This is a genomic window from Aeromonas sp. sif0611 (genome assembly GCF_019218845.1).
Lineage (GTDB): Bacteria > Pseudomonadota > Gammaproteobacteria > Enterobacterales > Aeromonadaceae > Aeromonas > Aeromonas media.
Map to the genome: position 1 here is coordinate 16,094 of NZ_JAHUWU010000013.1, position 25,382 is coordinate 41,475.

Genomic DNA, 25,382 nt, shown 5'->3' on the forward strand with positions numbered 1-25,382 from the left:
CTCCTTGGCTGGACAAAATAGACCGGTCTGGCGTTCCTAATTATAGAATCGGGGCCACAGGCCGGTGATACAGGGAGGGCCGGGAGCCTCGGTGGCAGACCGGCCTCTTGCGAGATCAATATTTGACGTCGCGGGCCTTCTCGCGCACGTCCTGCTTCACTTCACGCTTGTCCTGACGGCACTCGTAGTTGTCTTTCTGGTCATTCTCGCGGCAATCCTGCTTGGCATCACGGATTTCCGGACGAACTTCCTGACGCACGTCACGGGAGTCCTGGCGATCGGTCGCCTGGGCGGGCAGGGTCGCCAGCAGGGAGCAGGCCGTCAGCATCAGGCTGCCGAGGGTACGGGTACGGGTGCGGAATGAATTCAGTGACATAGGTAAATCCTCGTGATGGATGTCCCAATTTTGAGCAGGAGTGACTGTATGCCAGCTGTACCGGACGGTGAATAAGGGTGCCTACCCCAGCTGACACTCGGCGTGACAGAAGCCAGAGGGTTGATGATCGCTCATCATGTCAGCCACCGGCATGACAGCATGACGGCATGACGGCATGACGGATAGTGCTGCCGCGGCCCCGTCGCCACGACAGACGGGGCAATGTCGGAAGTGCTTGCCCCCCCAGATACGGGGTTGCTGCTCGACGGCCAATAACCCCAGAGTGGGGGACATTCTTCACGGAGCCATGCCCATGTCATCCCTGCCCCACCCCGCCCTGCTCGTCATCGACATCCAGATCGGTCTTCTTCACGGCCCGGAGGCACCCCATGCCAGTGCCAAGACCCTGGCCAACATCAACCGCCTGAGCCAGGCGGCCCGCGCCGCCGGGGCCCCTGTGCTGGCGGTACGCCACACAGGTCCGGCCGGCAGCCCCATCGCCGCTGGCAGCCCGCTCTGGCAACTGGCACCTGAACTGGTTGTCGACGAGGCCGACCGGGTGTTCGACAAGCAGCGTCCCAGCGCCTTTCATGGCACCGGCCTCGACGGCTGGCTGAAGGAGGACAAAGTGCAGACCCTGATCGTCACCGGCATGAAGACCCAATACTGCATAGACAGCACCTGCCGGGCGGCGGCAGATCTCGGCTACGCCGTAGTGCTGGTGAGCGATGCCCACACCTGCATGGACACGCCGCAACTGACCGCCGCCCAGATCATCGCCCACCACAATGCCACCCTGGCCGGCCCCTTCGTGCGGCTGATGAGCAGCGACGAGGTGTGTGACACGCTGACCCACACCCTTCAGCCCTACTGATTCAGGACCAAAGAAAAGGGAGGCCTTAGCCTCCCTTTTCTTTGACATTCGCCCGATCTACCCCTGCTGCTGGCACTCGGCGTGGCAGGGGCAGGTCACCAGATGATCGTTCACCATGCCCACCGCCTGCATAAAGGCGTAGCAGATGGTGCTGCCGACGAAGGTGAAGCCGCGCTTCTTGAGCGCCTTGGACATGGCATCCGACTCCGGTGAAGTCGCCGGAATGTCACCGTTGCCCTGGCGCTGGTTGACGATGGGGGCGCCGCCCACAAAGCCCCACAGATAATCGACAAAGTCGATGCCCTCGGCCTCCAGCGCCAGATAGGCGCGGGCATTTTTGATGATCGACTGCACCTTGAGCCGGTTGCGGATGATGCCGGTGTCCTGCATCAGCCGCTCCACATCCTGCTCGTCGAACCGCACTATGCGCACCGGATCGAAGTCGGCATAGGCGCGATGGTAGCTCTCGGTACGCTTGAGGATGGTGATCCACGACAGCCCCGCCTGCTGACCGTCGAGGCAGAGCTTGGCAAACAGCTCCCGCGGGTCACGGACCGGCCTGCCCCACTGCTTGTCATGGTATTCGATGTATTCCGGGTCCTTGGTCACCCAGGCACAGCGCAGTTCCATTTCCTCTCCCTTGTCATTTCATCGGCCATCGGCAGGCCGCTTCCGTCGGCGACATCATAGGGCAAACGGCAGCATAGCCCCACTAATCCCCTGTAATTTCGCCTATTATCCGACCATGCCAGACGGTATACTCCCTCGGTTCACATTCAGCAAATCTTGCTCTGATTTTCACTTCGCGCGAAAAAAATTATGCAAAAATTCGATGTCAAAACCTTTCAGGGCCTGATCCTGCAGCTGCAGGACTATTGGTCCCGCCAGGGCTGTACCATCATTCAGCCGCTGGATATGGAAGTGGGTGCCGGTACTTCCCACCCCATGACCTGTCTGCGTGCCCTGGGCCCGGAGCCCATCGCCTGCGCCTACGTGCAACCGTCCCGCCGTCCGACCGACGGCCGCTACGGTGAAAACCCGAACCGCCTGCAGCACTACTACCAGTTCCAGGTGATCATCAAGCCTTCCCCCGACAACATTCAGGAACTCTATCTGGGCTCCCTGAAAGAGCTGGGCATGGATCCTGAAATCCATGACATCCGCTTCGTCGAAGACAACTGGGAAAACCCGACACTGGGTGCCTGGGGTCTGGGTTGGGAAGTGTGGCTGAACGGCATGGAAGTGACCCAGTTCACCTACTTCCAGCAGGTTGGCGGCCTCGAGTGCAAGCCGGTCACTGGCGAGATCACCTACGGTCTCGAGCGTCTGGCCATGTACATTCAGGGCGTAGACAGCGTCTACGATCTGGTCTGGTCTGACGGCCCGCTGGGCAAGACCACCTACGGCGACGTGTTCCACCAGAACGAAGTGGAGCAATCCACCTACAACTTCGAACACGCAGACGTGGAGTTCCTGTTCCACTGCTTCGAGCAGTACGAGAAGGAAGCCCAGAATCTGCTGGCACTGGAAAAACCGCTGCCGCTGCCTGCCTACGAGCGCATCCTCAAAGCCGCTCACTCCTTCAACCTGCTGGATGCCCGCAAGGCCATCTCGGTCACCGAGCGTCAGCGCTACATCCTGCGCATTCGCACCCTGACCAAGGCCGTGGCGGAAGCCTACTACGCCTCCCGCGAAGCGCTGGGCTTCCCGATGTGCCAACGCGGCAGCGACGAGAACAAGCAAGGTTAAGGAACGGACATGGCACAACATACATTTCTGGTAGAGATCGGTACTGCTGAGCTGCCGCCCAAAGCCCTGCGCTCCCTGGCCGAAGCCTTTGCCGACAACCTCAAAAGCGAACTGGCCAAGGCCGATCTGGCCTTCGGCGACGTCGAGTGGTTTGCCTCTCCGCGCCGCCTGGCGCTGAAGGTGCACGCGCTGGCCGGCGAACAGCCGAGCAAGAGCGTCGAGAAACGCGGCCCGGCCGTGGCTCAGGCGTTCGATGCCGAAGGCAAGCCGACCAAGGCAGCCGAAGGCTGGGCCCGTGGCAACGGCATCACCGTTGAGCAGGCCGAGCGTCTGGTCACCGACAAGGGCGAGTGGCTGGTTCACACCGCCAAGGTTGAAGGCCGTCCGGCCAAAGATCTGCTGGGCGAGCTGGTTAGCCAAGCACTGGCCAAACTGCCGATCCCGAAGATGATGCGCTGGGGCGACAAGACCATCCAGTTCGTGCGTCCGGTCTTCACCGTGACCCTGCTGCTGGATGGGGATCTGGTGCCCGCTCACATTCTGGGTATCGACTCTGCCCGCACCATTCGCGGTCACCGCTTCATGGGCGAGAGCGAGTTCACCATCGACAACGCCAGCCAGTACCCGCAGATCCTGCAGGAGCGCGGCATGGTGATTGCCGACTTCATGGCGCGCAAGGCCAAGATCAAGGCTGACGCCGAAGCGGCCGCTGCCGCCTTTGGTGGCGTAGCCGATCTGGACGACGCCCTGCTGGAAGAGGTCACCGCACTGGTCGAGTGGCCGGTAGTGCTGACCGCCAACTTCGAAGAGAAGTTCCTGGCCGTTCCCGCTGAAGCACTGGTTCACACCATGAAGGGTGACCAGAAGTACTTCCCGGTCTACGACAAGAACGGCAAGCTGCTGCCGAAGTTTATCTTCGTCACCAACATCGAGTCCAAAGACCCGAGCCAGATCATCAGCGGCAACGAGAAGGTGGTTCGCCCCCGTCTCTCAGACGCCGAGTTCTTCTTCAAGACCGACCTCAAGCAGACCCTGGCCTCCCGCCTGCCGCGCCTTGAAACCGTGCTGTTCCAGCAACAGCTGGGCACCGTCAAGGCCAAGGTCGAGCGTATCGAGACCGTCGCCGGCTTTATCGCCGAGCGCATCGGCGCCGACGTGGCTCAGGCCAAGCGTGCCGGTCTGCTCTCCAAGTGTGATCTGATGACCAACATGGTCGGCGAGTTCACCGACACCCAGGGTGTCATGGGGATGCACTACGCCCGTCACGATGGCGAAGACGAAGCGGTTGCCGTGGCCCTCAACGAGCAGTACATGCCGCGCTTTGCCGGCGATGCCCTGCCGTCCGGTCTGGTTGCCTGCGCCGTCGCGCTGGCCGATAAGTTCGACACCCTGGCCGGTATCTTCGGCATCGGCATGCTGCCGAAGGGTGACAAGGACCCGTTCGCCCTGCGTCGCGCCGCCATCGGTGCCCTGCGCATCATGACCGAGAAGCAGCTGGATCTGGATCTGGTTGAACTGGTTGAAGAAGCGGTACGCGTCTACGAAGGCAAATTGACCAACAAAACCGTCGTCACCGACGTGGTCGACTTTATGCTGGGCCGCTTCCGCGCCGCCTATCAGGACGAAGGCATCGGTGCCGACGTGGTGCTGGCCGTACTGGCCCGCCGCCCGACCCGTCCGCTCGACTTCGATCGTCGCGTCAAGGCCGTCAGCCACTTCCGCACGCTGGATGCCGCACTGGCTCTGGCTGCCGCCAACAAGCGCGTGAGCAACATTCTGGCCAAGGTCGAAGGCGAACTGCCGACTGCCGTCAAACCGGAACTGCTGGTCGATGCCGCCGAGAAGGCGCTGGCCACCCAGGTTGCCGAACTGCAAGCCGAACTGGCCCCGCTGTTCGCCGCCGGTGACTATCAGGCTGCTCTCACCCGTCTGGCCGCCCTGCGCGAGCCGGTCGACACCTTCTTCAACGAAGTCATGGTGATGGCCGATGACGAAGCCCTCAAGGCCAACCGTCTGGCACTGCTGAACAACCTGCGCAACCTGTTCCTGCAAGTAGCGGATATCTCCCTGCTGCAGTGATTCTGGTTGAGTCAGTGATATTAAAAACGGCGCCGTAAGGCGCCGTTTTTTATTGAGTCCTTACCAATACATTCACTAATAAAAAAGGCGGTTTAATTGTGAAGAAATAATTAATAGAACTACCTAATTGGTCCTCCAATGTGATGTAGAGTGCCAGTTAGTTTGTCTGAGTTGGTGTCTCCATGACAACTTCCATTGACTGGCTTTTAATCACTCTTAGTGGAGTGAAATTCATAACGAATCGTTTGAAACATCCAAGGTCAATATAATCTCTAAGGGATTTTGTAAACTCTTGTATTTCAGAAAACTTATTTTTAAGGTGCCTATCATATTCGAGCCTTAGCCCTGTTAATTCCCACTCCTGCTCACCTTGGGAGGCTTTTCTAATCTCTATATCTAGCATGGCTCTTTGTTCTAGCATTGACGCAAGTTGCGCATGATGCGAGTTCAATGCAGTGGTTTGCATTCGGATTAAAAAAAGCTCTGTAGGTCTAAATTTTGCTGGTGTATAAAGTAACGTATTTTCGTAATCTTGAAGCAAAGCAAGACCATTCAATGTGAATTTCCCACGAGAAGATAACCCATCAATTTCATTATTTAGAACACCTATATTAACTTGACATCGCATTATATTAGATTCGGTTAGATGATGGATTTGCATTCTAGCCGATTTGTTATAGCTTAATTTATTAAAAAATCCCGAGAGAAGCGATACAAGTATCGTAAGTATTACTCCGACCAACGCACCTAATAAAGCAGCAAAGATCGTGAGGTATAAGTTTGATGTTTTTAATTGTTCTGATAACTCAACAAAGAATTGCCTTATAAATTCTACAATATCCATAATTACTACTCACATCCCTAAATAGATTTAATAAAAACACATTAACACAATTAAAAAATGTGACACCCACCAATTTTTCTCTCATCCGAGCAGCCCGTAGGTTCGATTAGCCGTCAGGCGTAATCGGACGTTCGCGTAAATCACGCCAGCGGTGCAGGCCGGTTTTAAACACTGGCGGGAGATGGGCGCAATCTTATCCCCGATCCCGACCCGATCACCGGAATTACCCCTCTCGGGAGAGATGAGCTGTTATCATTTGAGCCAGCAAAAGCTGGGACACCCACCTAACCCCAGCGTTGACAACTCACTCCCCCTCCACTTTCCTTACACCGAGAGACCCGAGGAGAGAGCCGCCATGACCATCGCCCGTTCACGCCAGATCAGCCTCGCCGATACGCCTTACTACCACGTGGTCAGCCGCTGTGTCCGGCGGGCCTTTCTTTGCGGCCAGGATGATCACTCCGGCCAAAGCTACGAGCACAGGCGCCAATGGGTTGCCGACAAACTGGGCCAGCTGTCACAGGTCTTTGCCATCGGTATCTGCGCCTATGCCGTGATGAGCAATCACTATCATCTGGTACTCAAGGTGCAGGCCGACATGGCTAATGAGTGGAGTGAACGGGAGGTGGCGGAACGCTGGTTACGTCTGTTTCAGTGGCCCTTGCTGGTGCGGCGCTGGTATCAGGGAGATGAACTGATAGAACCCGAGCTGGACGTTGTACACCAGCTGATCGTCCAGTGGCGGGAGCGTCTCTATTCCATCAGCTGGCTGGTGCGTCTGCTGAACGAGTCGCTGGCCCGCCAGGCCAATCAGGAAGATGGCTGCAAAGGCCACTTCTGGGAGGGCCGCTTCAAAAGCCAGGCGCTGCTCACCGAGTCGGCCCTGCTGGCCTGCATGGTCTATGTCGACCTCAATCCCATACGGGCTGGCATTGCCGCCACACCGGATGAGAGCGACTTCACCAGCATTAAGCAACGTATTGATAAAGTAGCTTATTTTGTCACACCGGCCCCCTTGCTGCTGCCTTTTGCAAGAGAAGGAAAACCAGAGGCACTTCCCTGCTATTTTGCCGATTATCTGGCGCTGGTGGATTGGACAGGGCGAGCCATTCGCTTAGATAAACGAGGCAACATCCCGCATCATCTCGCACCTGTGCTCCAGCGCCTGGGCATAGAAGAGGGGCAATGGTTGGGGCAAGTCACCCTGTTTCGGCGTCACGGTATCCGGGCGATTGGCGACAAGCGTTGCTGCCAGCGCTACGCGATCCATTGTGGCCAGACTCGATGTTACCAACCCAGACCTTGAGACCTGAAAAACTCGCGAGTTCACCACCAATTCATCGATGACAACGGCCCTCTTTGGCGTTGCACGGGCACTGATTGCCCACTGGCAGCCACTGACGCTCGTTCAACCTCACAGCTAGCACTACCACCACCGTTTCATACCTTCGAATCAGTCTGCACATGAGCGGGACTTTCAAGTTATCCACCATTTCCAATTGATGGGTGTCCTAGTTTAGGGCCCCTATCCGATGGGTGTCCTAATTTACTGCGAACCCAATACAAAAGGCGCCAGAGGGCGCCTTTTGATGATCGGCAGCGGCGAACGACGCCGACTCGACTGCACGGAACCTCTTACTCCACTGGCGCCATCAGGTGCTGATAAGGGGTGCCAGACCACATGATGTAGGGGGCCGACGTGTCCGGATCTGCACCCTTCGGATACATATCGTAAAAGGCATCATCCGCCCCGACGATCATCACATGGGGCCCGGTCTGCAACCAGTTGTTGCTGGTGGTGGGCTGGGTCGCGTAGGGGTCGATGTTGCTGGCATCGGTGCCGCCCTTGAGCATATACATGAAGCCGATCTTGCCCTTCGGCGGCATCTCGTGGCTGATCCAGGCGTGAGCCCAGGCCATCGCCGCCGCGTCCATGCACATGGGATCCGGACCCGGTGTGGCCGGGTTGTCGGGCATGCAAGTGAAGCCGTTGCTGCCCTCACGCAGGGTATGCATCTTACCATCGGCGTCCATGGCCACTATGGTAGCGCCGGCACCGACTTTGACGGGGGCCGCCGCCATGGCGCTGGTGATCATCGCCTCATCTGTCATGGCTGGCATGCTGGCAGCCTCTTCGGCCTGGGCCGGTGTGATCAGGGTGATGGCCGCGAGCACGCTCAGGGCCAATAGGTGTTTGCACATAACATCTCTCTCCCAATTGGGTGAATACGATGCAAAACAAGATCACGCACGGCCTGGCTACCATGGCGGCCGTGCTGCCGGGCGCAGCTGTCTGGTGGATGGACGGGGTGATCGCAAGCTGGCAGCCCGGAGACAGTGACTCGCGGGCGCCATCTGTCTGACTATAGCCCCTACAGACCCCTGCACCGATGCGCTGTCGTGGAGCCATCACGTCGTGACGACCGAGGCGTTATGCAGCGCAAGACCCTGGCCCAGCTGCTGGCCCCCTACTGGTGGGGACGGCGTGCTTTGCCGCCGGCATCTATACCCTGCCCATACTGATCGCTCCATCCGCACCAAGCACTGAACAGTGCGGCGGCCAATCAGCAGCAGGCAAGCTTTAACGGCACCTTTCGCCGAGATCTGAACAAGAAACCATTCCAGGACACCCATCGCTGTACACCCTATTTTCCCTCATCGATATCAACTCTCGGTGGATGTCCCAACTTTATCCGTTGGTAACAAGAGCCTGCAGAGTAATGGCACTGCCAAGGCAGCGCGTCGATGGCGGACGAAGTGTCAGCCCTCAGCTACCCATGCTGACCACAGCAAAACGGCGCCCGGAGGCGCCGTTTTTTCTACATCGGATCGCAAGGGATGCCGATCAGCCGGTATAGGCGGGCAGCAACCCCGCCATGTTGAGCAGATGGAAGGCGGCGGTCAGCACGCCGAACAGGATCACCAAGACGATCATCAAGATACCGCCGGGCGCACGGAAGCCCTCGCCCTGGTTGCCATTACGCGCCGCCTTGCGCACCTTCCAGGCCAGCAGGGGCGGTATGATGCAGGTCCACAGGGTGGCCACTGCGCCCGCATAGCCGATGGCCATCAGAAAGCCGAACGGGAACAACAAGGAGAGCACCAGAGGCGGCAGGAAGGTGACGCCCCAGGACTTGGCGCGACCGGCGCGGCTGTTGTCGAACTTGAACAGATCCGCCAGATAGTCGAACACCCCCAGGCCAACCCCGATGAAGGAGGAGAGGATGGCCGCCATGGAGAAGGCGTTGAGGGCATTGGCCACCGCCTGGGATTCGATCACCGAGCCCAGGGTCTTGAGCAGGGCATCCACATTGCCCCCCTCTGCGATCACCGGGCCAAACTCGCTGCGCGGCAGGTTGCCGAACACGCTGGCCAGCCAGATGAGGTAGAAGGTCAGGGCGATGACAGTCCCCCCCAGAATGGCGCGGCTGGCGCGGCGCTCCTCGCCATAGTAGGCCCGCATGGACGACACCGAGTGGTGATAGCCGAACGAGGTGAGCGCCACCGGCAGCATCACCAGGGCATATTGGGCGTAGTGGGTCTCACTGCCGACTCGATCGAGCAGCAGGTCGAGGCGAATGTTCATCGACAGGCCGGAGATGCCAAAAACAAAGCTCAATCCCATCAGGATCACCAGCAGCACCGAGATGCGGTCTACCGCCCGGGTGGAGTGCCACACCAGCACCGAGAAGACCAGGGTGAACAGCACCGAGGACCAGTGGCTGCCCATCCCCGTCATGCCATCTATGATAAGACCGGCCGAGGTGATGTAGGCGTAGAGCAGGATGCCGCCGACGAAATAGACGCTGAGATTGTTGAGGGCATTGACCTTCTCCCCCAGCAGATCCCGGGTAACGGTATCGAAGGAGACGCGTAGCGGATAACCCTTGTAGGATTCGAGCAGCATCCAGCCAGAGATCGTCATCACCACCATGGTCAGCGCCACCGCGAGCATGGACCAGAGGCTCCAGGCCCCCGCACCCGCACTCGGCAGGCCTAGCATGCCAGCTCCCACACAGACGCCGGCAATGATGCATGCCCCGCCCACCAACGATGGTTTATGTTCCATTTACTTCCCCAAAGACGATTGTTGATCTGGTCGCGACCGCGGACCGTTGCATCTGCTACGCCGGTTGTCATCGTAAGATCGCGCTCATCTGTGCTATCGGTGCCCAGCCGCTTGCTGCTGCATCGGCGGCAGAAGCTGTGCTATCGACGCCCAGCCGCTTGCTGCTGCATCGGCGGCAGAAGCTGTGCTATCGACGCCCTGGCCACTTGCTTCTGCGTCAGCGAGGCAAGACGTGGCTGAGGCTAGCTACCGATCCCAACATGGCAGCAAGGCGGCCATGTTGGGGGTGTGACTTTACCCTGCTCCCCCTCAGGTATCAAATCCGGGGGCGAATTGACGGGAAATGGGGGCGATGTCCGGCCGTTAACCCCAAGTTTGGGGCGTCTCAGGCCCCGGACACGACAAGGGCGCCCGCAGGCGCCCCGTGTCGGTTTCCCGGAGGATCCAGGTTATCCCGTATAGATGGGCAACATGCCCGCCATCGCCATCAGGTGAAAGGCCGCCGTCAGCACCCCGAAGACGATGACGGCCACCACCATGGGCTGGCCGCCGGGCGCCTTGAAACCGCCCCCTTGTGGCGTCAGCTCCCGGGACTTTTTCGCCAGCAGGGCTGGAATGATGCAGGCCCAGACGGTCGCCGCGGCCCCGGCATAACCGATGGCCACCACGAAACCGAAGGGGAACAGCAAGGAGAGCAGCAGCGGTGGAAGGAAGGTCACACCCCAGGACTTGGCACGGCCGGCGCGGCTGTTGTCGAACTTGAACAGATCCGCCAGATAGTCGAATACCCCGAGCCCGACCCCGATGAAGGAGGAGAGGATGGCCGCCATGGAGAAGAGGTTGATGGCGTTGGATACCCGCTTGGATTCGATCACCGAGGCCAGCGCCCCGAGCAGCACATCGACGTCGCCCCCCTTGGCGATAACGGGGCCGAAGGCACTGCGGGGCAGGTTGCCGAAGATGCTCAGCAGCCACAGCAGGTAGAGCGCCAGGGCTATCAGGGTGCCCCCCAGGATCGCCTGTTTGGCCTTCTGCTCCTCGCCGTAATAGGCCCGCATCGACGCCACCGAGTGGTGGTAGCCGAAGGACGTCAGCGCCACCGGCAACATGGCCAGGGCATAGGGCGCCTGACCCAGCTCCTCGGTGAGGGAGTGGAACAGCCTGGTCGCGTCTATGTTGGCGGCAAGGCCCGATACCCCGAACACGAAGCTCAGCACCATAAAGGCGATCAAGACGACCGAAATCCGATCCACCGCCCGGGTCGAATGCCAGACGAAGCAGGAGAACACCAGCACGAACAGCACGGAGGCGAACTGGCTATTGATGCCGAGCAGGCCGCTCAGGATCAGACCCGAGGAGGTGATATAGGCGTACAGCAGAATGCCGCCGACGAAATAGACAGTCAGATTGTTGAAGACATTTATTTTGTGACCGAGCAGATCCTTGGTCACCGAATTAAAAGAGGCGGTCAATTCATAGGGCTTGAAGGCTTCCAGCAACATCCAGCCGGAGACCGTCATGATGATCATGGTGAGAATAATGGCCAGCGATGACCAGCTGGTCCAGGCGCCCGCCCCCGCACTCGGCAATCCCAGCATGCCGGCGCCGACACAGACGCTGGCAATAATGCAGGCCCCTCCCGTCACGGATGGTTTCGATGTCATGTGTTGTCACTCCCGAAATTTCACAGAGCTGCGAAAAAAAGGGGCACCCGATAAAGTGCCCCTGACTCGTTATGCTTCTATTAATTTTTCATTCTTGTTGCTGGTCGCTTGCTTGTTATTGTCGACCTCTTTCAGTCTGGCGGTGAAATGGCGCAGTACCGCCGGCTCATAGATAAAGTCCAGACCCTTCACCCGATGGGCGTTCTTCTTCACCTCGCCAAATGCCTCGATGACGAAGTCCATGTGGGTCTGGGTATAGGTGGCACGCGGTATGGTGAGACGCAGCAGCTCCGCCGGACAGGGGTGCTGCTTGCCGGTAGCGGGATCCCGTCCCAGCAACAGGGAGCCGATCTCCACCGCACGGATGCCCGCGACCTTGTATAGCTCGCACGCCAGGGCGTGGGCCGGGAACTGATCCGCCGGGATATGGGGCAGCAGCTTGCCCGCATCCACGAAGGCCGCGTGGCCCCCCGCCTGCTGGCACACCACGCCGATGGCCTCGAGACCATCCACCAGGTACTGCACCTGACCGATGCGATAGGCCAGCCAGTCCTGGCGCATGCCGTCCCGCAAGCCCACCGCGAGCCGTTCCATGGCGCCGCCCTCCAGACCGCCGTAGGTCGGGAAGCCCTCCTGCACCACGCACAGGGTGCGGCACTCGGTGTAGACGTCCAGCATGCTGTCGTCCTTGAAGCAGAGCAGCCCCCCCATCTGCACCATGGCATCCTTCTTCGCCGACATGGCGAGGCCGTCGGCGTACTTGTAGGACTCCAGGGTGATCGCCTCTATGCTCCAGTCGGCGTAGCCGGGCTCGCGCTGCTGGATGAAGTAGGCGTTCTCGGCGAAGCGGGCCGAGTCCATGATGACCGGAATGTCGTACTTGCGGGCGATGGCGTACACCGCCTTCAGGTTGGCGATGGAGACCGGCTGGCCACCGGCGGAGTTGCAGGTGATGGTGCTGACGATGTAGGGCACGTTGGCGGGACCCGCCTCCAGGATGGCCTCCTCCAGCTTGACCAGATCGAAGTTGCCCTTGAAGTCGGCGGTGACCGAGGTGTCGAACGCTTCCTTGGTGTAGACGTTCTTCGCCACGCAGCAGTTGATCTGGGTGTGACCCTGGGTGGTGTCAAAGAAGTAGTTGGAGAGCGCCACCATCTTCTTGCGATCCAGCCCCTTCTCCTGCTCCCGCTTCTTGATCAGCACCGGGATGTAGATCTGCTCGGCGCCGCGCCCCTGGTGGGTAGGGATGGTAAGGGAATAACCGAAGATCTCCTGCACCGCCCGCTGCAGGGCGTAGTAGCTGCGGCTGCCGCTGTAGGCCTCGTCGCCGCGCAGCATGGCAGCCTGCATGTCCTGGGTGATGGCGCCGGTGCCACTGTCGGTCAGCAGGTCGATGAAGACGTCTTCACTGTCCAGCAGGAAGGGGTTCATGCCCGCCCGGACGATGGCCTCTTCCCGGTAGGCACGGGTGGTACGCTTGACCGGCTCGATGACACGAATGCGGAACGGTTCGGGAAGATGCTTGAAGTTTTCCATGGATAGACACCCTTGCTTTAAATATTCAGGATGAATCTCATCACCCGCCATCAATAAGCAGTTGGCAGGTAGCAAATAATGAGATCGGGTGCACGACATCGCCTCGCCAATAAACAAGGTGAATGAAGGTGCAGATTATTTCAGATTAGGTATTCAGACGGACTCGTTGCATCCAGATAAATGCACAAGCACCGCGGGGGATATTACAGCGGGAAGAAGAACGCGATTTTATGGTCCAGGGTAAACCACTTGGGATAGCTGACCTTGATATGCATGTTGTTGCTCATCTGGTTGGAATTAACAACGCCCATTAACAGGGTCCATTATGGTGAGCCCTTGCATATGATCAATTGCAACATGAGCAATTTGGGATGGCGCTAACAGTTTGACGGGGGATTTTTATACACCCCGGCTCGCGCCCCCTGACGCGCACTCTCCCTGGCCGATGGCTCAATGATTCAGCCAGGGCAACCGCTGCAGCAAGTCATGACGGTCGGCAAGCGGTGTCTGGCCGACCCAGATATCCAGCAGGCCGTAGGAGAGCAGCGGCAACACCAGCAGCAACAGGCAGAGCAGCCCCAGCAACCGCCGGGGGCTGAGCCGGCGGTGTGGTGTGCCAAGGTGCAGCGCATCGGCCCGCCTGGGGCAGGCGGCGACGCAGCTCAGACAACTGGTGCACTCCAGGCTTCGCACCGCGATGAGCTGGTGCACCTGAATGCGTGACGGGCAGGCCCGGCTGCACTTGTCGCAGTCGTGACCGGAACTTCGCAGGCAGCGGACCGGGTCACGGCGAATGCGCAGGGGCGTCAGCAGACCGAGCAGAGCGAGCCAGGCGCCATAGGGACAGAGATAACGGCAGAAGCCCTGGCGGAAGGTAGCGGTGAGCAGCAGCACCCAGCCAAGGCAGAGGCCGGAGACCAGGGACAGGTTGAAGAAGAAGGCCCCCATCTTCATGTCTGCGGCCTGATGGTAAGGGCTGGCGAGATAGCCGGGCAGGGCTGCGGCGGGCACCGCCAGCAATATGATGAAGAGCAAAAAGCCGAGCACCAGGAATTTCTGGGCCCGCAGCAGCCAATCCAGCCAGCGCGGCGGCGTCCACTCCCCCGGCAGCAGGCGGTTGCGCAGGCCGTGTAGCCACTCCCCCACCACCCCCAGGGGGCAGAACCAGGCGCAGAACGCCCGCCCCAGCAGCAGGGCCGACAGACTGAGCACCAGCACCGTAATGGTGGCCGCCGGATGGTGCGGATCCACCAGCCCCTGCCCAAGCCAGGCCCGCAGCCCGAGCCCGCCGGCGATGGGCAGGAAGCCGTCCACCACGTCCGGGCGAACCAACCAGGGACTCGTCCCCTGACCCAGCTGCCAGACATGCAGACCATATTGCACCGCCACCAGCCCCCAGCAGAGCAGCAGCAGATGGCGGGCCCAGGCCCGCAGCGGCTGGCTGCCGAGCTCGCCGAGTGCCGGCTGCGGTCTGTATCTGTGCCACAGGGCAAGCGCGGCGGCCACCAGCCCCAACGCGAGCCAGAGCAGGCTGTCCGTCGCCACCAGCCAGAGCAGGAACAACAGGCCGAGGGCGAGGCGCCACGGCCAACCGGATCGCGCCTGCCACGCCAGCAGCACCAGATAGACCAGGCCGGCGGCCATGGTCATGGCTTCAATCAGGCTCATGCCTCTCCCTCATGGGACTCATTCGGATAAGGGTGGCAGGATAACGAACATCTGAGTTGATTGTTTTGATCTGCATGGGCAGAGGGGGCATTCCACAGGATTGTCCCCCGCCGACGCTCATCCTTTGCGGCTGTTGAACAGGGGTTGATCGGACTCGGCCTGCTCGGCCCAGAAGTGGATGTTGAAGCGGGCATCCTCCGACAGCTCGACCCTGTGCCAGTACCGGGGCGGGCTGGTGGCAAACTCCCCGGCCCGGATCACCAGGCTCAGTTCCGGCTCCTCGGCCTGTTCGTCGGCAAAACCGTGGTAGGTCACGGACCCCTCCATCACGCAGAGCTGGCCGAACACGCCAGCCGCGGTGTTGTGGTGGGTGAGCAGGGCCTGGGGCACATTCTCGCGGGTGAAGAAGGGGGTGGAACGACGCACCACCCAGTGAGACGGGATCAGTTGCATGGACATATCAGTTCTCCTCGAGTGGCCGGGTCGACCCGGCCGGTGCAATGAAAAGGATTAACGGGGCAGCTGACGCAGCAGCGGGAAGGCGGCGCTCATCTGATCGCCCCCCACCACGAAGCCGCACAGCTCGCCGGCTTCATCGTGCGCCTCGGCCACCATGCCGTGGCTGTTCCAGCGGCACTGCCAGGCGAGATCCTCACCCCGGGTGCGGCCCGCCAGTTGCAGCGGGTAGCGCGGGGTCTTCACCTTCACCAGCATGGGCGGCAGGGTCAGGGGGGTCGGCGTGCCGAGCAGGGTGCGCGCCAGCGCATTGGCTCCCAGCACGATTGGTTGCAGGAAGGGGAGCAGCTGACCCTGCCACTGCACACAATCCCCCAGCGCGAAGATATGGGGATCGCTGGTCTGCAGCCGATCGTCGACCAGGATGCCGCGCTCCACCTCCAGCCCGGCCTGCCGGGCCAGGGTCAGGTTCGGCCTAAGGCCGATCGCGGCGATCACCAGATCCTGTTCGCTGACGCGGCCATCGGTCAGGGTGACGCGCCAGCCATCGCCGGGCTGGGCGTCTATCCTGGCGATGCCCAGCCCGAACTGCAGAGTGACGCCCTGGCAGCGCAGCGCCTGTTGCAGCGGCTGGGTCAGGGTGGCGGGCAGCAGGGCACTGAGCGGGCTGTCGGCCAGATCCAGCAGGGTGACCTCGCGGCCATCGCTCGCCATGTCCATCGCCAGCTCGCAGCCAATGAGACCGGCCCCCAGCACCAGGATGCGGCGGGCATGCTGGATTGCTCCCTCGGCGGCGGCGTACTCCTGCTGGCTGTTGAGGGTGACCAGATGCTCGCTGCCCGGCAGGTCGGGTCGCGCCGCGCTGGCACCGGTGGCCAGCACCAGCTGGCCGTAAGGGAACTCTCCCTGTCCGGTCAGCACCACCCGCCGGGCGGGATCTATGCTCAGTACCGGACAGTGGGGCAGCAGCGTGACGCGCTGCTGCTCGGCAAAGTCGCTGCCGCTCTGGCGGGTCATGGCGGCGGCGGCGCAGCCCCGGCTCACCACGTGGCTGAGATCCGGCTTGTTGTACTCGTCACCGCTGTCGGCGGTGATGAGACGGATGGGCTGCTCCCCATCCAGCTTGCGCAAACTCTTGACCAGCTGCTGGGCGGCAAAGCCGCTGCCGATCACCACGATCTCCCGGCTGGCACCGGCGTCACTCAGGGTTGCTGCATTCATACACAGGCCTCCGCCCCACAGGGTTCAAATACCTCCTTGCCGATGCCGCAGCCCGGGCAGAGGAAGCTGTCAGGTACCTGGGCCCAGGGGGTGCCAGGTGCCACCAACTGATCCGGCTCGCCGAGAGCCGGGTCATAGACCCACTGGCAGACGGTGCAGAGCATGGGCTGGTCATCGTCCCATTCACCGGCGGCCGGTGCGGCTTGCGGCGCCTTGGCGATCACCGGGGCAGGCGTCACCGCCGTCTGGGTTGTGGTGATCGGGCGGGATGCCTCAAGCGGATGCAGCGCCCACTGACGGGCGAGCTGGCGACCGTGCTCGCGGCACTCGGCCAGGGCCGAACCATCCGGGCGCCACTTGGCCTTGAGGGAGAGGCTGATGTCAAAGCCCGCGTCCATCAGCCGGGTCTGGATGCGATCCACCGCGCCGCCGGTCCAGCCGTAGCTGCCGAAAGCGGCGGCGCGCTTGTTGCGAAAACGCAGGCCGGTGATCTCTTCGAGCATGCCCGCCACCTTGGGCATCATGACGTTGTTCATGGTGGAGGAGCCCACCAGTATCCCCTTGGAGCGGAACACCTGGGTCAGGATCTCGTTCTTGTCGTGGCGTGCCACGTTGAAGATCTTCACCGCCACGCCCGGATCCACCTCGTGGATGCCCTGGGCGATGGCGTCGGCCATCATGCGGGTGTTGTTGGACATGGAGTCGTAGAACAATGTGATGCGATCCTCCTGATAGTGATCGGCCCACTCCAGGTATTTGAGGATGATCTGGGTGGGATCCTCGCGCCAGACGATGCCGTGGGAGGTGGCCACCATGCTCACCGGCAGGTTGAAGCCGAGCACTTCCTTGATCTTGGCGGTCACCAGCGGGCTGAAGGGGGTGAGGATGTTGGCGTAGTAACGCTGGCACTGCTCCATCAACTCGGTCTGATCCACCTCGTCGTTGAACAGGTGTTCGTCGCAATAGTGCTGGCCGAAGGCGTCGTTGGAAAACAGCACCGCATCCTCGGTCATGTAGGTCATCATGCTGTCGGGCCAGTGCAGCATGGGAGTTTCGATGAATACCAGCTGCTTGCCGTTGCCGATGTCCAGGCTGTCGCCGGTCTTGACCGGCTGGAAGTTCCACTCAGGGTGGTGGTGGTGGCCGGTGATGGAGTCGATGGCGTTGTGGGTGCAGTAGATAGGGGTGCCGGGGATGCGGGCCATCAGCTCGGTCAGGGCGCCGGCGTGATCCTCCTCGGCGTGGTTGATCACCACAAAGTCGATGGAGGCGAGATCGATCTCTGCCGCCAGGTTCTGCACGAACTCGCGGCTGAACTTGTGATCGACGGTGTCGATCAGCACGTTCTTCCCTTCGCGGATGAGGTAGCTGTTGTAGCTGGTGCCCTTGTGGGTCTTGTACTCGGTGCCGTGGAAGTCGCGTACCTCCCAGTCCCGTTGGCCGACCCAGTGGATGTTGTTTTTGACGTGAATGCTCATCAGGCAGTTCCTCAGCAGGCAATAGTGAATGTGTGACTGAATTCCCTATTGCAGCGGACGTGCCAACTCGTAACATATTGTTTTTAATGAGAACAAAAAACCAAAATTGTCATTTGGACAGCCACTCTATATAGTCATATTCACAAATAAACTGTCATTTGGACAATCATCGTGATCTCGACCGACCGCCTGGCGCGCATCGCCCTCGACCTGCAACTCGGCATCTCCCATCAGGACAGATTCCACCGCCTGATCCAGAGCGTGCGCAGCCTGCTGCACTCGGATGCCTCGGCCCTGCTGCGCTACGAGGGGGGCCAGTTCATTCCACTGGCCATCGACGGCCTGATGCAGGACGTGCTGGGTCGCCGCTTCGCCTTGCGGGATCACCCGCGCATGGAGGCCATCGCCCGCGCCGGCGACGTGGTGCGCTTCCCCGCCGACAGCAGCCTGCCAGACCCTTATGACGGCCTGCTGCCGGATCACGACGACTTCAAGGTGCACGCCTGCGTCGGCCTGCCGCTGTTCTCGGATCAGACGCTGATCGGCGCCCTGACCATAGACGGCATGAATCCGGCCCAGTTCGACGGCATCAGCGACGAGGAGCTGCGGCTGGTGGGCGCCCTGGCCGCCGCCGCCCTCAGCAACGCCCTGCTGCTGGAGCGGCTCGCCCGCCAGAGCAGCGAGCCGCTCGCCTCGACCCCCCATGCCGAGGGCCAGCCGGAAATGATAGGCCGCTCCCCCGCCATGGCACGGCTGCGCCACGAGATAGACGTGGTGGCGAGCTCGGAGCTGAACGTGCTGATTTTGGGGGAGACCGGGGTCGGCAAGGAGCTGATCGCCAAGGCGGTGCATCAGGGTTCACCCCGAGCCAAGGCGCCCCTTGTCTATCTCAACTGCGCCGCCCTGCCGGAATCGGTGGCGGAGAGCGAGCTGTTCGGCCATGTGAAGGGGGCCTTCACCGGCGCCATTCACCACAGGGCAGGCAAGTTCGAGCTTGCGGACAAGGGCACCCTGTTTCTCGACGAGATCGGCGAGCTCTCTCTGCCGCTGCAGGCCAAGCTGCTGCGGGTGCTGCAATACGGCGATCTGCAACGCATCGGTGACGACACCCCCCTCAAGGTCAATGTGCGCATCCTGGCCGCCACCAACCGGGATCTGAAGCAGGCGGTGGTGGAGGGGCAGTTCAGGGCCGATCTCTACCACCGCCTGAGCGTGTTCCCGATCCAGGCCCCGGCGCTGCGGGAGCGCCCCGGCGACATCCCCTTGCTGGCCGGCTATTTTTGCGAACGCTGCCGGGTCAGCCTGGGGCTGGAGCGGCTGCGCATCCTGCCCGGTGTACTGCAACTGCTCGAACGCCACGACTGGCCCGGCAACGTGCGGGAACTCGAGCACGCCATCCACCGCGCCGCCGTGCTGGCGCGGGCCGAACAGGGCAGCCAGGCCCCGACCCTTGCCAGCCATCACTTCAACCTGGCGGCCGGTCCTCTGCCCCCCTCCACCAGCCCCACCATCGCGCCAGTTGCCCCCTTGCCCGGCGGCCCTGGCCTGCGGGCCGCCACCGACGCCTTCCAGCTCGCGCTGATCGAGCAGACCCTGGCGGCTCACCAGGGCAACTGGGCCGCCACCGCCCGGGCACTGGAGCTGGACGGCGGCAACCTGCACCGGCTCGCCAAACGGCTCGGCCTCAAGCCCTGAGGCACTGAGACGAGCCCCATAAACAAAAACCCCCTCGCGAGGGAGGGGGTTTGGAGGCAACCGCAGTGGCGATCAGCGCAGGGACTTGACCGAGCGGCGAACGATCAGCTCGGGCTGGACCGTCATGGACTCGACTTCCAACGCCTTGTTGCGGATCCGGCTCACCAGTTGCTGCACCGCCAGCAGGCCGAGTTCGGCCTTGGGGTGGCGAATGGTGGTGAGCGGCGGGCTGGAGAAGCGCGCCATCTCCACGTCGTCGTAGCCGATCATGGAGATGTCGTCAGGCACCTTGACTCCGGCTTCCCAGGCGGCGCAGATGGCACCGATGGCCATGGGATCGTCAAAGGCAAACACCGCCGTCGGGCGAGGCGTGAGGGCCAGGATCCGCTGCATGGCATCGTAGCCGCTCTGGCTCTCGTAATCCCCTTCGAAGATCTGCTCATCCTTCAGGGTCAGCCCCTGCTCGCCCAGGGCGTCACGCACCCCGTCCAGCCGTTGCTGGGTGGTCGGCTTGTCGATCTGGCCCGTGATGCAGACGATGCTGGTGTGACCTTGCTCCAGCAGATGGCGCACGGCCAGGCGCGCACCGATGCGGGCGTTGTCGTTGATGACGTTGGCAAAATCACACTCGGTTCCCCAGTCCAGCACCACTTGAGGCACGTTCTTGTGGATGCGCAGCATGTCGCGCAGCGGGGTGTCGATGTCGGTCCCCAGCACCAGCAAGCCGTCGACCCGCTTCTCCATCAACATGCGCAGATAATGCTGCTGACGGGGGGGCTGGTTCTCGGTGTTGCACAGGATCAGGCTATAACCCTGCTCGAAGCAATAGGCTTCCACCCCTTGCACCACTTCCGCGAAGAAGGGGTTGGCACTGGTGGTGACCAGCATGCCGATGGTCTTGGTTGAATTGATCTTGAGGCTGCGCGCTACCGAATTGGGCGCGTAGTTGAGTTCTGCCACCGCCTCAAGCACTTTCTGGGTTGCATCTTCGCTGACCCGACGGGTGTGATTGAGTACATGTGAGACGGTGGAGATGGATACGCCTGCCCGGGAGGCGACATCCTTGATAGTGGCCATCTCTGTCTCCTGAATAACAAAGGCGGAACAGTAGCAGATTTCCCGAATAAAGGCTTGGTTTTAACGAGAGCTGCCAGTGAATTGTCAATCTTGGCTAATCTAGGCGGTCATTTCTTTTTGCGCAAACGGAATTTGGTCAAAATGAGAGCGGACGCAGAATGAAATATCGTCAGTTTTTTACTCTGATTTTTTCCGCACACACCTCTTGTTGTGAAGATGTTAACCGACAAAAACAAAATTAAACTCTATCAATAGTGAAACGGCAGGGCATTTGTTTCATAAAATGGCTTACCACCCCCGCATGGTTAGTATCTTTAACATCTTGTTATTGCACGGCGAGGAATGATAGAACCTTATCTATTGCCGGGCTGGCGGGACACAGGCTCGGAATGACACACGGAAAATGAAACAATCCACTGATTAAGGGACGAATCAATGAATAACTTGAGCAAAATGGCAGTCAGGGCAGCGGTTTCTTTGGCTCTGTTTGGATCAGTCTCCATGGCCAATGCGGCCGATACCATCAAGATCGGCATCGCCGGCCCCCTGACCGGCCCGGTCGCCCAGTACGGTGACATGCAGTTCACCGGTGGCAAGATGGCGGTCGAGCAGATCAACAAGGCGGGCGGCATCAAGGGCAAGCAGATCGAAGCCGTCATCTATGACGACGCCTGCGATCCCAAGCAGGCCGTGGCCATCGCCAACAAGGTGATCAACGACGGCGTCAAGTTCGTGGTCGGCCACCTCTGCTCAGACAACACCCTGCCCGCCTCCGACATCTATGAAGATGAAGGCGTGCTGATGGTGACCCCGGCGTCCACCAACCCCAAGATCACCGAGCGTGGCTACCAGCTGACCATGCGCACCATCGGTCTGGACAGCGACCAGGGCCCGACCGCCGCCAAGTACATCATCGAGCAGGTCAAACCCCAGCGCGTGGCCGTCATCCACGACAAGAAGCAGTACGGTGAAGGCATCGCCTCCAGCGTCAAGGCGGCGCTGGACAAGGCGGGCGTCAAGGTAGTGGCCTTTGAAGGCATCACCGCCGGGGACAAGGACTTCTCCGCCCTGATCGCCAAGCTGCAGAAAGAGAACGTCGATTTCGTCTACTACGGCGGCTACCACCCGGAACTGGGGCTGATCCTGCGCCAGGCCGGCGAGAAGGGTCTGAAGGCCAAGTTCATGGGTCCGGAAGGGGTGGGTAACAAGGACATCTCCGCCATCGGCGGCCCGGCGTCCGAAGGCCTGCTGGTCACCCTGCCGAACAAGTACGATCTGCTGCCTGCCAACGCCTCCATCGTAGAAGCGTTCAAGGCCAAGGGTCAGGACTCTTCAGGTCCCTTCGTCTGGACCACCTATGCAGCGGTACAGACCCTGGCGGCCGGCATCGCCAAGGCGGGTGAGGATGATCCGGCTGCCGTGGCTGCCGCCATCAAGGCCGCACCGGTCGACACCGTCATGGGCCCCCTGAGCTGGGCACCGAACGGTGACCTCAAGGGCTTCGAATTCGGTGTCTTCCAGTGGCACGCCGACGGTACCTCCACTCAAGTCAAATAATCTGCCGGTCGGGGTGACATGAGTCACCCCTCCTTTCTTTGCGGGCAAGTACAGGGAACGCGGTATGTCCGAACACCTTCTTTATCTGGTTCAGCAGTTGCTGAACGGATTGACCATAGGCAGCACCTATGCGTTGATCGCCATCGGCTACACCATGGTCTACGGCATCATCGGCATGATCAACTTCGCCCACGGCGAGGTCTACATGATCGGTTCCTATGTCGCCTTCATGGTGATGGCGGGGCTCACGATGATGGGCATCGACAGCACTGTGCTGCTGCTGGGCGGCGCCTTCCTGGTGAGCATCATCATCACTGGCAGCTATGGCTGGTCCATAGAGCGGGTGGCCTATCGTCCACTGCGGGGCGGCAACCGCCTCATCCCCCTCATCTCCGCCATCGGCATGTCGATCTTCCTGCAGAACATGATGCGGATGGCACAGGGCTCGCGCGATATCGCCATGCCCACCCTGATCTCCGGGGGCTGGACCCTGGGTGGTGAGGACGGCTTCCAGGCCAGTCTCTCCTACATGCAGCTCATCATCTTCGTGGTGACCTTCATCACCATGCTGGCGCTGACCCAGTTCATCAACCGATCCCGCATGGGCCGCGCCTGCCGCGCCTGTTCGGAAGACATCAAGATGGCCAATCTGCTGGGCATAGATACCCATGTGGTCATCTCCATCACCTTCGTGCTGGGGGCCGCCCTGGCCGCCGTCGCGGGCGTGCTGCTCGGCATGTATTACGGTGTCATCAACCCCTACCTCGGCTTCATGGCCGGCCTGAAGGCCTTTACCGCGGCCGTATTGGGTGGCATCGGCAGCATTCCTGGCGCCGTGATCGGCGGCCTGCTGCTCGGTGTGGTCGAGGCGCTCACCGCCGGTTACCTCAGCACCGAATACAAGGATGTGATGGCCTTCGCCCTGCTCATCTTTGTGCTCCTCTTTATGCCCACCGGCATCCTGGGTCGTCCGGAGGTCGAGAAGGTATGAAAAAACAATTTATCCATGCCTGTATCGCCAGCCTGATGCTGCTGGTGCTCTCCTTCTGGCTGCTTGGCTTCAAGCTGGAGACCGATGGCTCCCGCCTGCTGGTGGTGAGCCGGCTCGATGTCTCCCTGGCCTGGCTGCTGGGGGGCGCCGCCCTGGTGTTCTGGTTCCAGCTGATGCGCGGCCAAATCAGTCGCCTGTTCCAGGCCTCCATCAGCGGCTTCTCCGTCGGCTTCACCAAGCTGGTACTGCCGAGCCCGGAGGAGGCGCCCAAGCTCTATAACATCACCGCCATCCTGGTGCTGCTGTTTGCGGTCAGCTGGCCCTTCATGGCCTCGCGCGGTGCCATCGATCTGGCCACCCTGGCCCTCATCTATATCATGCTGGGCCTGGGCCTGAACGTGGTGGTGGGCCTCGCCGGCCTGCTGGATCTCGGTTACGTCGGCTTCTACGCGGTCGGCGCCTACAGCTACGCCCTGCTCAATACCTACTTCGGCCTGAGCTTCTGGGAGTGCCTGCCCATCGCCGGCCTGATGGCGGCCACCTTCGGCTTCCTGCTCGGCTTCCCGGTGTTGCGGCTGCGGGGGGACTATCTGGCCATAGTCACCCTGGGCTTTGGCGAGATCATCCGCATCCTGCTCAACAACATGACCACTCTGACCGGCGGCCCGAACGGGATCTCCGGCATTCCCAAGCCGACCCTGGGCGGCCTGGAGTTCAACCGTACCGTCAAGGACGGGGGCTTCGAGACCTTCCACGAGTTCTTCGGCATCGCCTACAACGCGAACCACAAGGTGATCTTCCTCTACCTGATGGCGCTGGTGCTGGTGGTGGCGACCCTGTTCGTCATCAACCGCCTGCTGCGCATGCCGCTCGGCCGTGCCTGGGAGGCGCTGCGGGAAGACGAGATCGCCTGCAAGTCACTGGGGCTCAACCCCACCATCATCAAGCTGACCGCCTTCACCATAGGCGCCTGCTTCGCGGGCTTCGCCGGCAGCTTCTTCGCCTCGCGCCAGGGCTTCATCAGTCCGGAGTCCTTCGTCTTCATCGAGTCGGCCATCGTCCTTGCGATTGTGGTGCTGGGCGGCATGGGCTCCCAGATCGGGGTGGTACTGGCAGCCATCGTCATGACGGTGCTGCCTGAGCTGGCCCGTGAGTTCAACGAGTACCGCATGCTGATGTTCGGCCTCTTGATGGTGTTCATGATGATTTGGCGGCCGCAGGGACTGCTGCCCATGAGCCGACCCCATATGGAGCTGCGCAAATGAGCAAGCTGAACAATACCAACAACAAATTGCTCGATGTCTCCGATCTGTCGATGCGCTTCGGCGGCTTGCTGGCGGTCAACGGCGTCAAGCTGGATGTGGACAAGGGCGAGGTGATCTCCATCATAGGCCCCAACGGGGCGGGCAAGACCACCATCTTCAACTGCCTGACCGGTTTCTATCGCCCGACCGGCGGCACCATCCGCTACCGTGGCGAGGAGATCCAGGGATTGCCCGGCCATCTCATCGCCCGCAAGGGCATAGTGCGCACCTTCCAGCATGTACGCCTGTTCAAGGAGATGACGGCGGTGGAGAACCTGCTGGTGGCCCAGCACAGGCATCTCAATACCGGCTTCATCGCCGGCCTGTTCAAGACCCCGGCCTTCCGCCGTGCCGAGCGGGAGGGGCTGGAGCAGTCCGCCTTCTGGTTGGAGAAGGTGGGCCTCAAGGATCTCGCGAACCGCGCCGCCGGCAACCTGGCCTATGGCCAGCAGCGCCGTCTCGAGATCGCCCGCTGCATGGCGACCCGGCCCGAGCTGCTGATGCTGGACGAGCCGGCCGCCGGTCTCAACCCGCACGAGACCGACGAGCTCAACGAACTCATCTCCAACCTGAGGGACGAGTTTGGCGTCTCGGTGTTGCTCATCGAGCACGACATGAAGCTGGTGATGGAGATCTCCAACCGCATCTTCGTGGTGAACCAGGGCACCCCGCTGGCCCACGGCAAGCCGGATGAAATCCGCAACAATCCGGCCGTGATCAAGGCCTATCTGGGCGAGTCGTAAG

The 25,382-nt window shown here is 61.1% G+C and carries 22 protein-coding genes; 9 read left to right on the forward strand and 13 right to left on the reverse strand.

The window, feature by feature from the left end; translation table 11 throughout:
* Positions 1–115 precede the first annotated feature (115 nt).
* Positions 116–376 (reverse strand): hypothetical protein, encoded by a 261-nt coding sequence (locus KW824_RS19915; protein WP_218410817.1) that lies wholly within the window; start codon positions 374–376, stop codon positions 116–118.
* Positions 377–689: 313 nt separating this feature from the next.
* Here KW824_RS19915 and KW824_RS19920 point away from each other — a divergent pair, with 313 nt between their 5' ends.
* Positions 690–1,250 (forward strand): cysteine hydrolase family protein, encoded by a 561-nt coding sequence (locus KW824_RS19920; protein ID WP_218410818.1) that lies wholly within the window; start codon positions 690–692, stop codon positions 1,248–1,250.
* A gap of 57 nt (positions 1,251–1,307) precedes the next feature.
* On the opposite strand, the gene KW824_RS19925 is transcribed toward KW824_RS19920, so the two are convergent.
* Positions 1,308–1,880, reverse strand: coding sequence for a DNA-3-methyladenine glycosylase I (locus tag KW824_RS19925; RefSeq protein ID WP_218410819.1), 573 nt, complete (start codon positions 1,878–1,880; stop codon positions 1,308–1,310).
* A 189-nt stretch (positions 1,881–2,069) separates the two neighbouring features.
* On the opposite strand from KW824_RS19925, the gene glyQ reads away from it, so the two are divergent.
* Entirely contained in the window at positions 2,070–2,999 is a 930-nt protein-coding gene (gene glyQ / locus KW824_RS19930) for a glycine--tRNA ligase subunit alpha (protein WP_218410820.1), read from the forward strand.
* Positions 3,000–3,008: 9 nt separating this feature from the next.
* Positions 3,009–5,078: a glycine--tRNA ligase subunit beta gene (gene glyS, locus KW824_RS19935; protein ID WP_218410821.1), complete on the forward strand. Its 2,070-nt coding sequence runs from the start codon at positions 3,009–3,011 to the stop codon at positions 5,076–5,078.
* Positions 5,079–5,235: 157 nt separating this feature from the next.
* Here glyS and KW824_RS19940 read toward each other — a convergent pair whose 3' ends face one another.
* Complete coding sequence (locus tag KW824_RS19940; protein ID WP_218410822.1) at positions 5,236–5,922, reverse strand: hypothetical protein; 687 nt, start codon at positions 5,920–5,922, stop codon at positions 5,236–5,238.
* A 355-nt stretch (positions 5,923–6,277) separates the two neighbouring features.
* Here KW824_RS19940 and KW824_RS19945 point away from each other — a divergent pair, with 355 nt between their 5' ends.
* The gene (locus KW824_RS19945; RefSeq protein ID WP_218410823.1) at positions 6,278–7,228 is read left to right on the forward strand and encodes a transposase; all 951 of its coding nucleotides are present in this window, start codon (positions 6,278–6,280) and stop codon (positions 7,226–7,228) included.
* Positions 7,229–7,557: 329 nt separating this feature from the next.
* Here KW824_RS19945 and KW824_RS19950 read toward each other — a convergent pair whose 3' ends face one another.
* The 9 genes from KW824_RS19950 to norV all read right to left on the reverse strand — a co-directional run bounded on the left by KW824_RS19950 (position 7,558) and on the right by norV (position 18,014).
* Complete coding sequence (locus tag KW824_RS19950; RefSeq protein WP_256351438.1) at positions 7,558–8,124, reverse strand: hypothetical protein; 567 nt, start codon at positions 8,122–8,124, stop codon at positions 7,558–7,560.
* Positions 8,125–8,767: 643 nt separating this feature from the next.
* Positions 8,768–9,991, reverse strand: a complete 1,224-nt coding sequence (locus KW824_RS19955; protein WP_218410824.1) for an aromatic amino acid transporter — start codon at positions 9,989–9,991, stop codon at positions 8,768–8,770.
* A gap of 449 nt (positions 9,992–10,440) precedes the next feature.
* Positions 10,441–11,655 (reverse strand): aromatic amino acid transporter, encoded by a 1,215-nt coding sequence (locus tag KW824_RS19960; protein WP_218410825.1) that lies wholly within the window; start codon positions 11,653–11,655, stop codon positions 10,441–10,443.
* A gap of 69 nt (positions 11,656–11,724) precedes the next feature.
* Positions 11,725–13,191, reverse strand: coding sequence for a tryptophanase (tnaA, locus tag KW824_RS19965; protein WP_139750935.1), 1,467 nt, complete (start codon positions 13,189–13,191; stop codon positions 11,725–11,727).
* Positions 13,192–13,394: 203 nt separating this feature from the next.
* Positions 13,395–13,502: a tryptophanase leader peptide gene (gene tnaC / locus KW824_RS19970; RefSeq protein WP_081805816.1), complete on the reverse strand. Its 108-nt coding sequence runs from the start codon at positions 13,500–13,502 to the stop codon at positions 13,395–13,397.
* A 139-nt stretch (positions 13,503–13,641) separates the two neighbouring features.
* Positions 13,642–14,859 (reverse strand): 4Fe-4S binding protein, encoded by a 1,218-nt coding sequence (locus KW824_RS19975; RefSeq protein ID WP_218410826.1) that lies wholly within the window; start codon positions 14,857–14,859, stop codon positions 13,642–13,644.
* 117 nt (positions 14,860–14,976) lie between these two features.
* Positions 14,977–15,318: a DUF1971 domain-containing protein gene (locus tag KW824_RS19980; RefSeq protein ID WP_139750861.1), complete on the reverse strand. Its 342-nt coding sequence runs from the start codon at positions 15,316–15,318 to the stop codon at positions 14,977–14,979.
* Between the two features lie 51 nt (positions 15,319–15,369).
* On the reverse strand, positions 15,370–16,536 hold the full coding sequence (gene norW, locus KW824_RS19985) for an NADH:flavorubredoxin reductase NorW (protein ID WP_218410827.1): 1,167 nt from the start codon (positions 16,534–16,536) through the stop codon (positions 15,370–15,372).
* Positions 16,533–18,014 carry an anaerobic nitric oxide reductase flavorubredoxin gene (norV, locus tag KW824_RS19990; RefSeq protein ID WP_218410828.1) on the reverse strand — a complete coding sequence of 494 codons (1,482 nt, stop codon included), beginning with the start codon at positions 18,012–18,014 and terminating at the stop codon, positions 16,533–16,535. Before norV ends, norW begins: the two co-directional genes overlap by 4 nt.
* Before the next feature lie 171 nt (positions 18,015–18,185).
* On the opposite strand from norV, the gene norR reads away from it, so the two are divergent.
* Positions 18,186–19,709 carry a nitric oxide reductase transcriptional regulator NorR gene (gene norR / locus KW824_RS19995; RefSeq protein ID WP_263685590.1) on the forward strand — a complete coding sequence of 508 codons (1,524 nt, stop codon included), beginning with the start codon at positions 18,186–18,188 and terminating at the stop codon, positions 19,707–19,709.
* Between the two features lie 72 nt (positions 19,710–19,781).
* On the opposite strand, the gene KW824_RS20000 is transcribed toward norR, so the two are convergent.
* Positions 19,782–20,786, reverse strand: a complete 1,005-nt coding sequence (locus tag KW824_RS20000) for a substrate-binding domain-containing protein (protein WP_005330032.1) — start codon at positions 20,784–20,786, stop codon at positions 19,782–19,784.
* Between the two features lie 435 nt (positions 20,787–21,221).
* Between KW824_RS20000 and KW824_RS20005 the strand changes: the two genes are divergently transcribed.
* The 4 genes from KW824_RS20005 to livG all read left to right on the forward strand — a co-directional run bounded on the left by KW824_RS20005 (position 21,222) and on the right by livG (position 25,381).
* Positions 21,222–22,343, forward strand: coding sequence for a branched-chain amino acid ABC transporter substrate-binding protein (locus tag KW824_RS20005; protein ID WP_041206698.1), 1,122 nt, complete (start codon positions 21,222–21,224; stop codon positions 22,341–22,343).
* A 64-nt stretch (positions 22,344–22,407) separates the two neighbouring features.
* Complete coding sequence (gene livH / locus KW824_RS20010; RefSeq protein ID WP_005330030.1) at positions 22,408–23,334, forward strand: high-affinity branched-chain amino acid ABC transporter permease LivH; 927 nt, start codon at positions 22,408–22,410, stop codon at positions 23,332–23,334.
* Complete coding sequence (locus tag KW824_RS20015; protein WP_005330027.1) at positions 23,331–24,599, forward strand: high-affinity branched-chain amino acid ABC transporter permease LivM; 1,269 nt, start codon at positions 23,331–23,333, stop codon at positions 24,597–24,599. Before livH ends, KW824_RS20015 begins: the two co-directional genes overlap by 4 nt.
* Positions 24,596–25,381, forward strand: a complete 786-nt coding sequence (gene livG / locus KW824_RS20020; RefSeq protein ID WP_043132444.1) for a high-affinity branched-chain amino acid ABC transporter ATP-binding protein LivG — start codon at positions 24,596–24,598, stop codon at positions 25,379–25,381. Before KW824_RS20015 ends, livG begins: the two co-directional genes overlap by 4 nt.
* Position 25,382 lies beyond the last annotated feature (1 nt).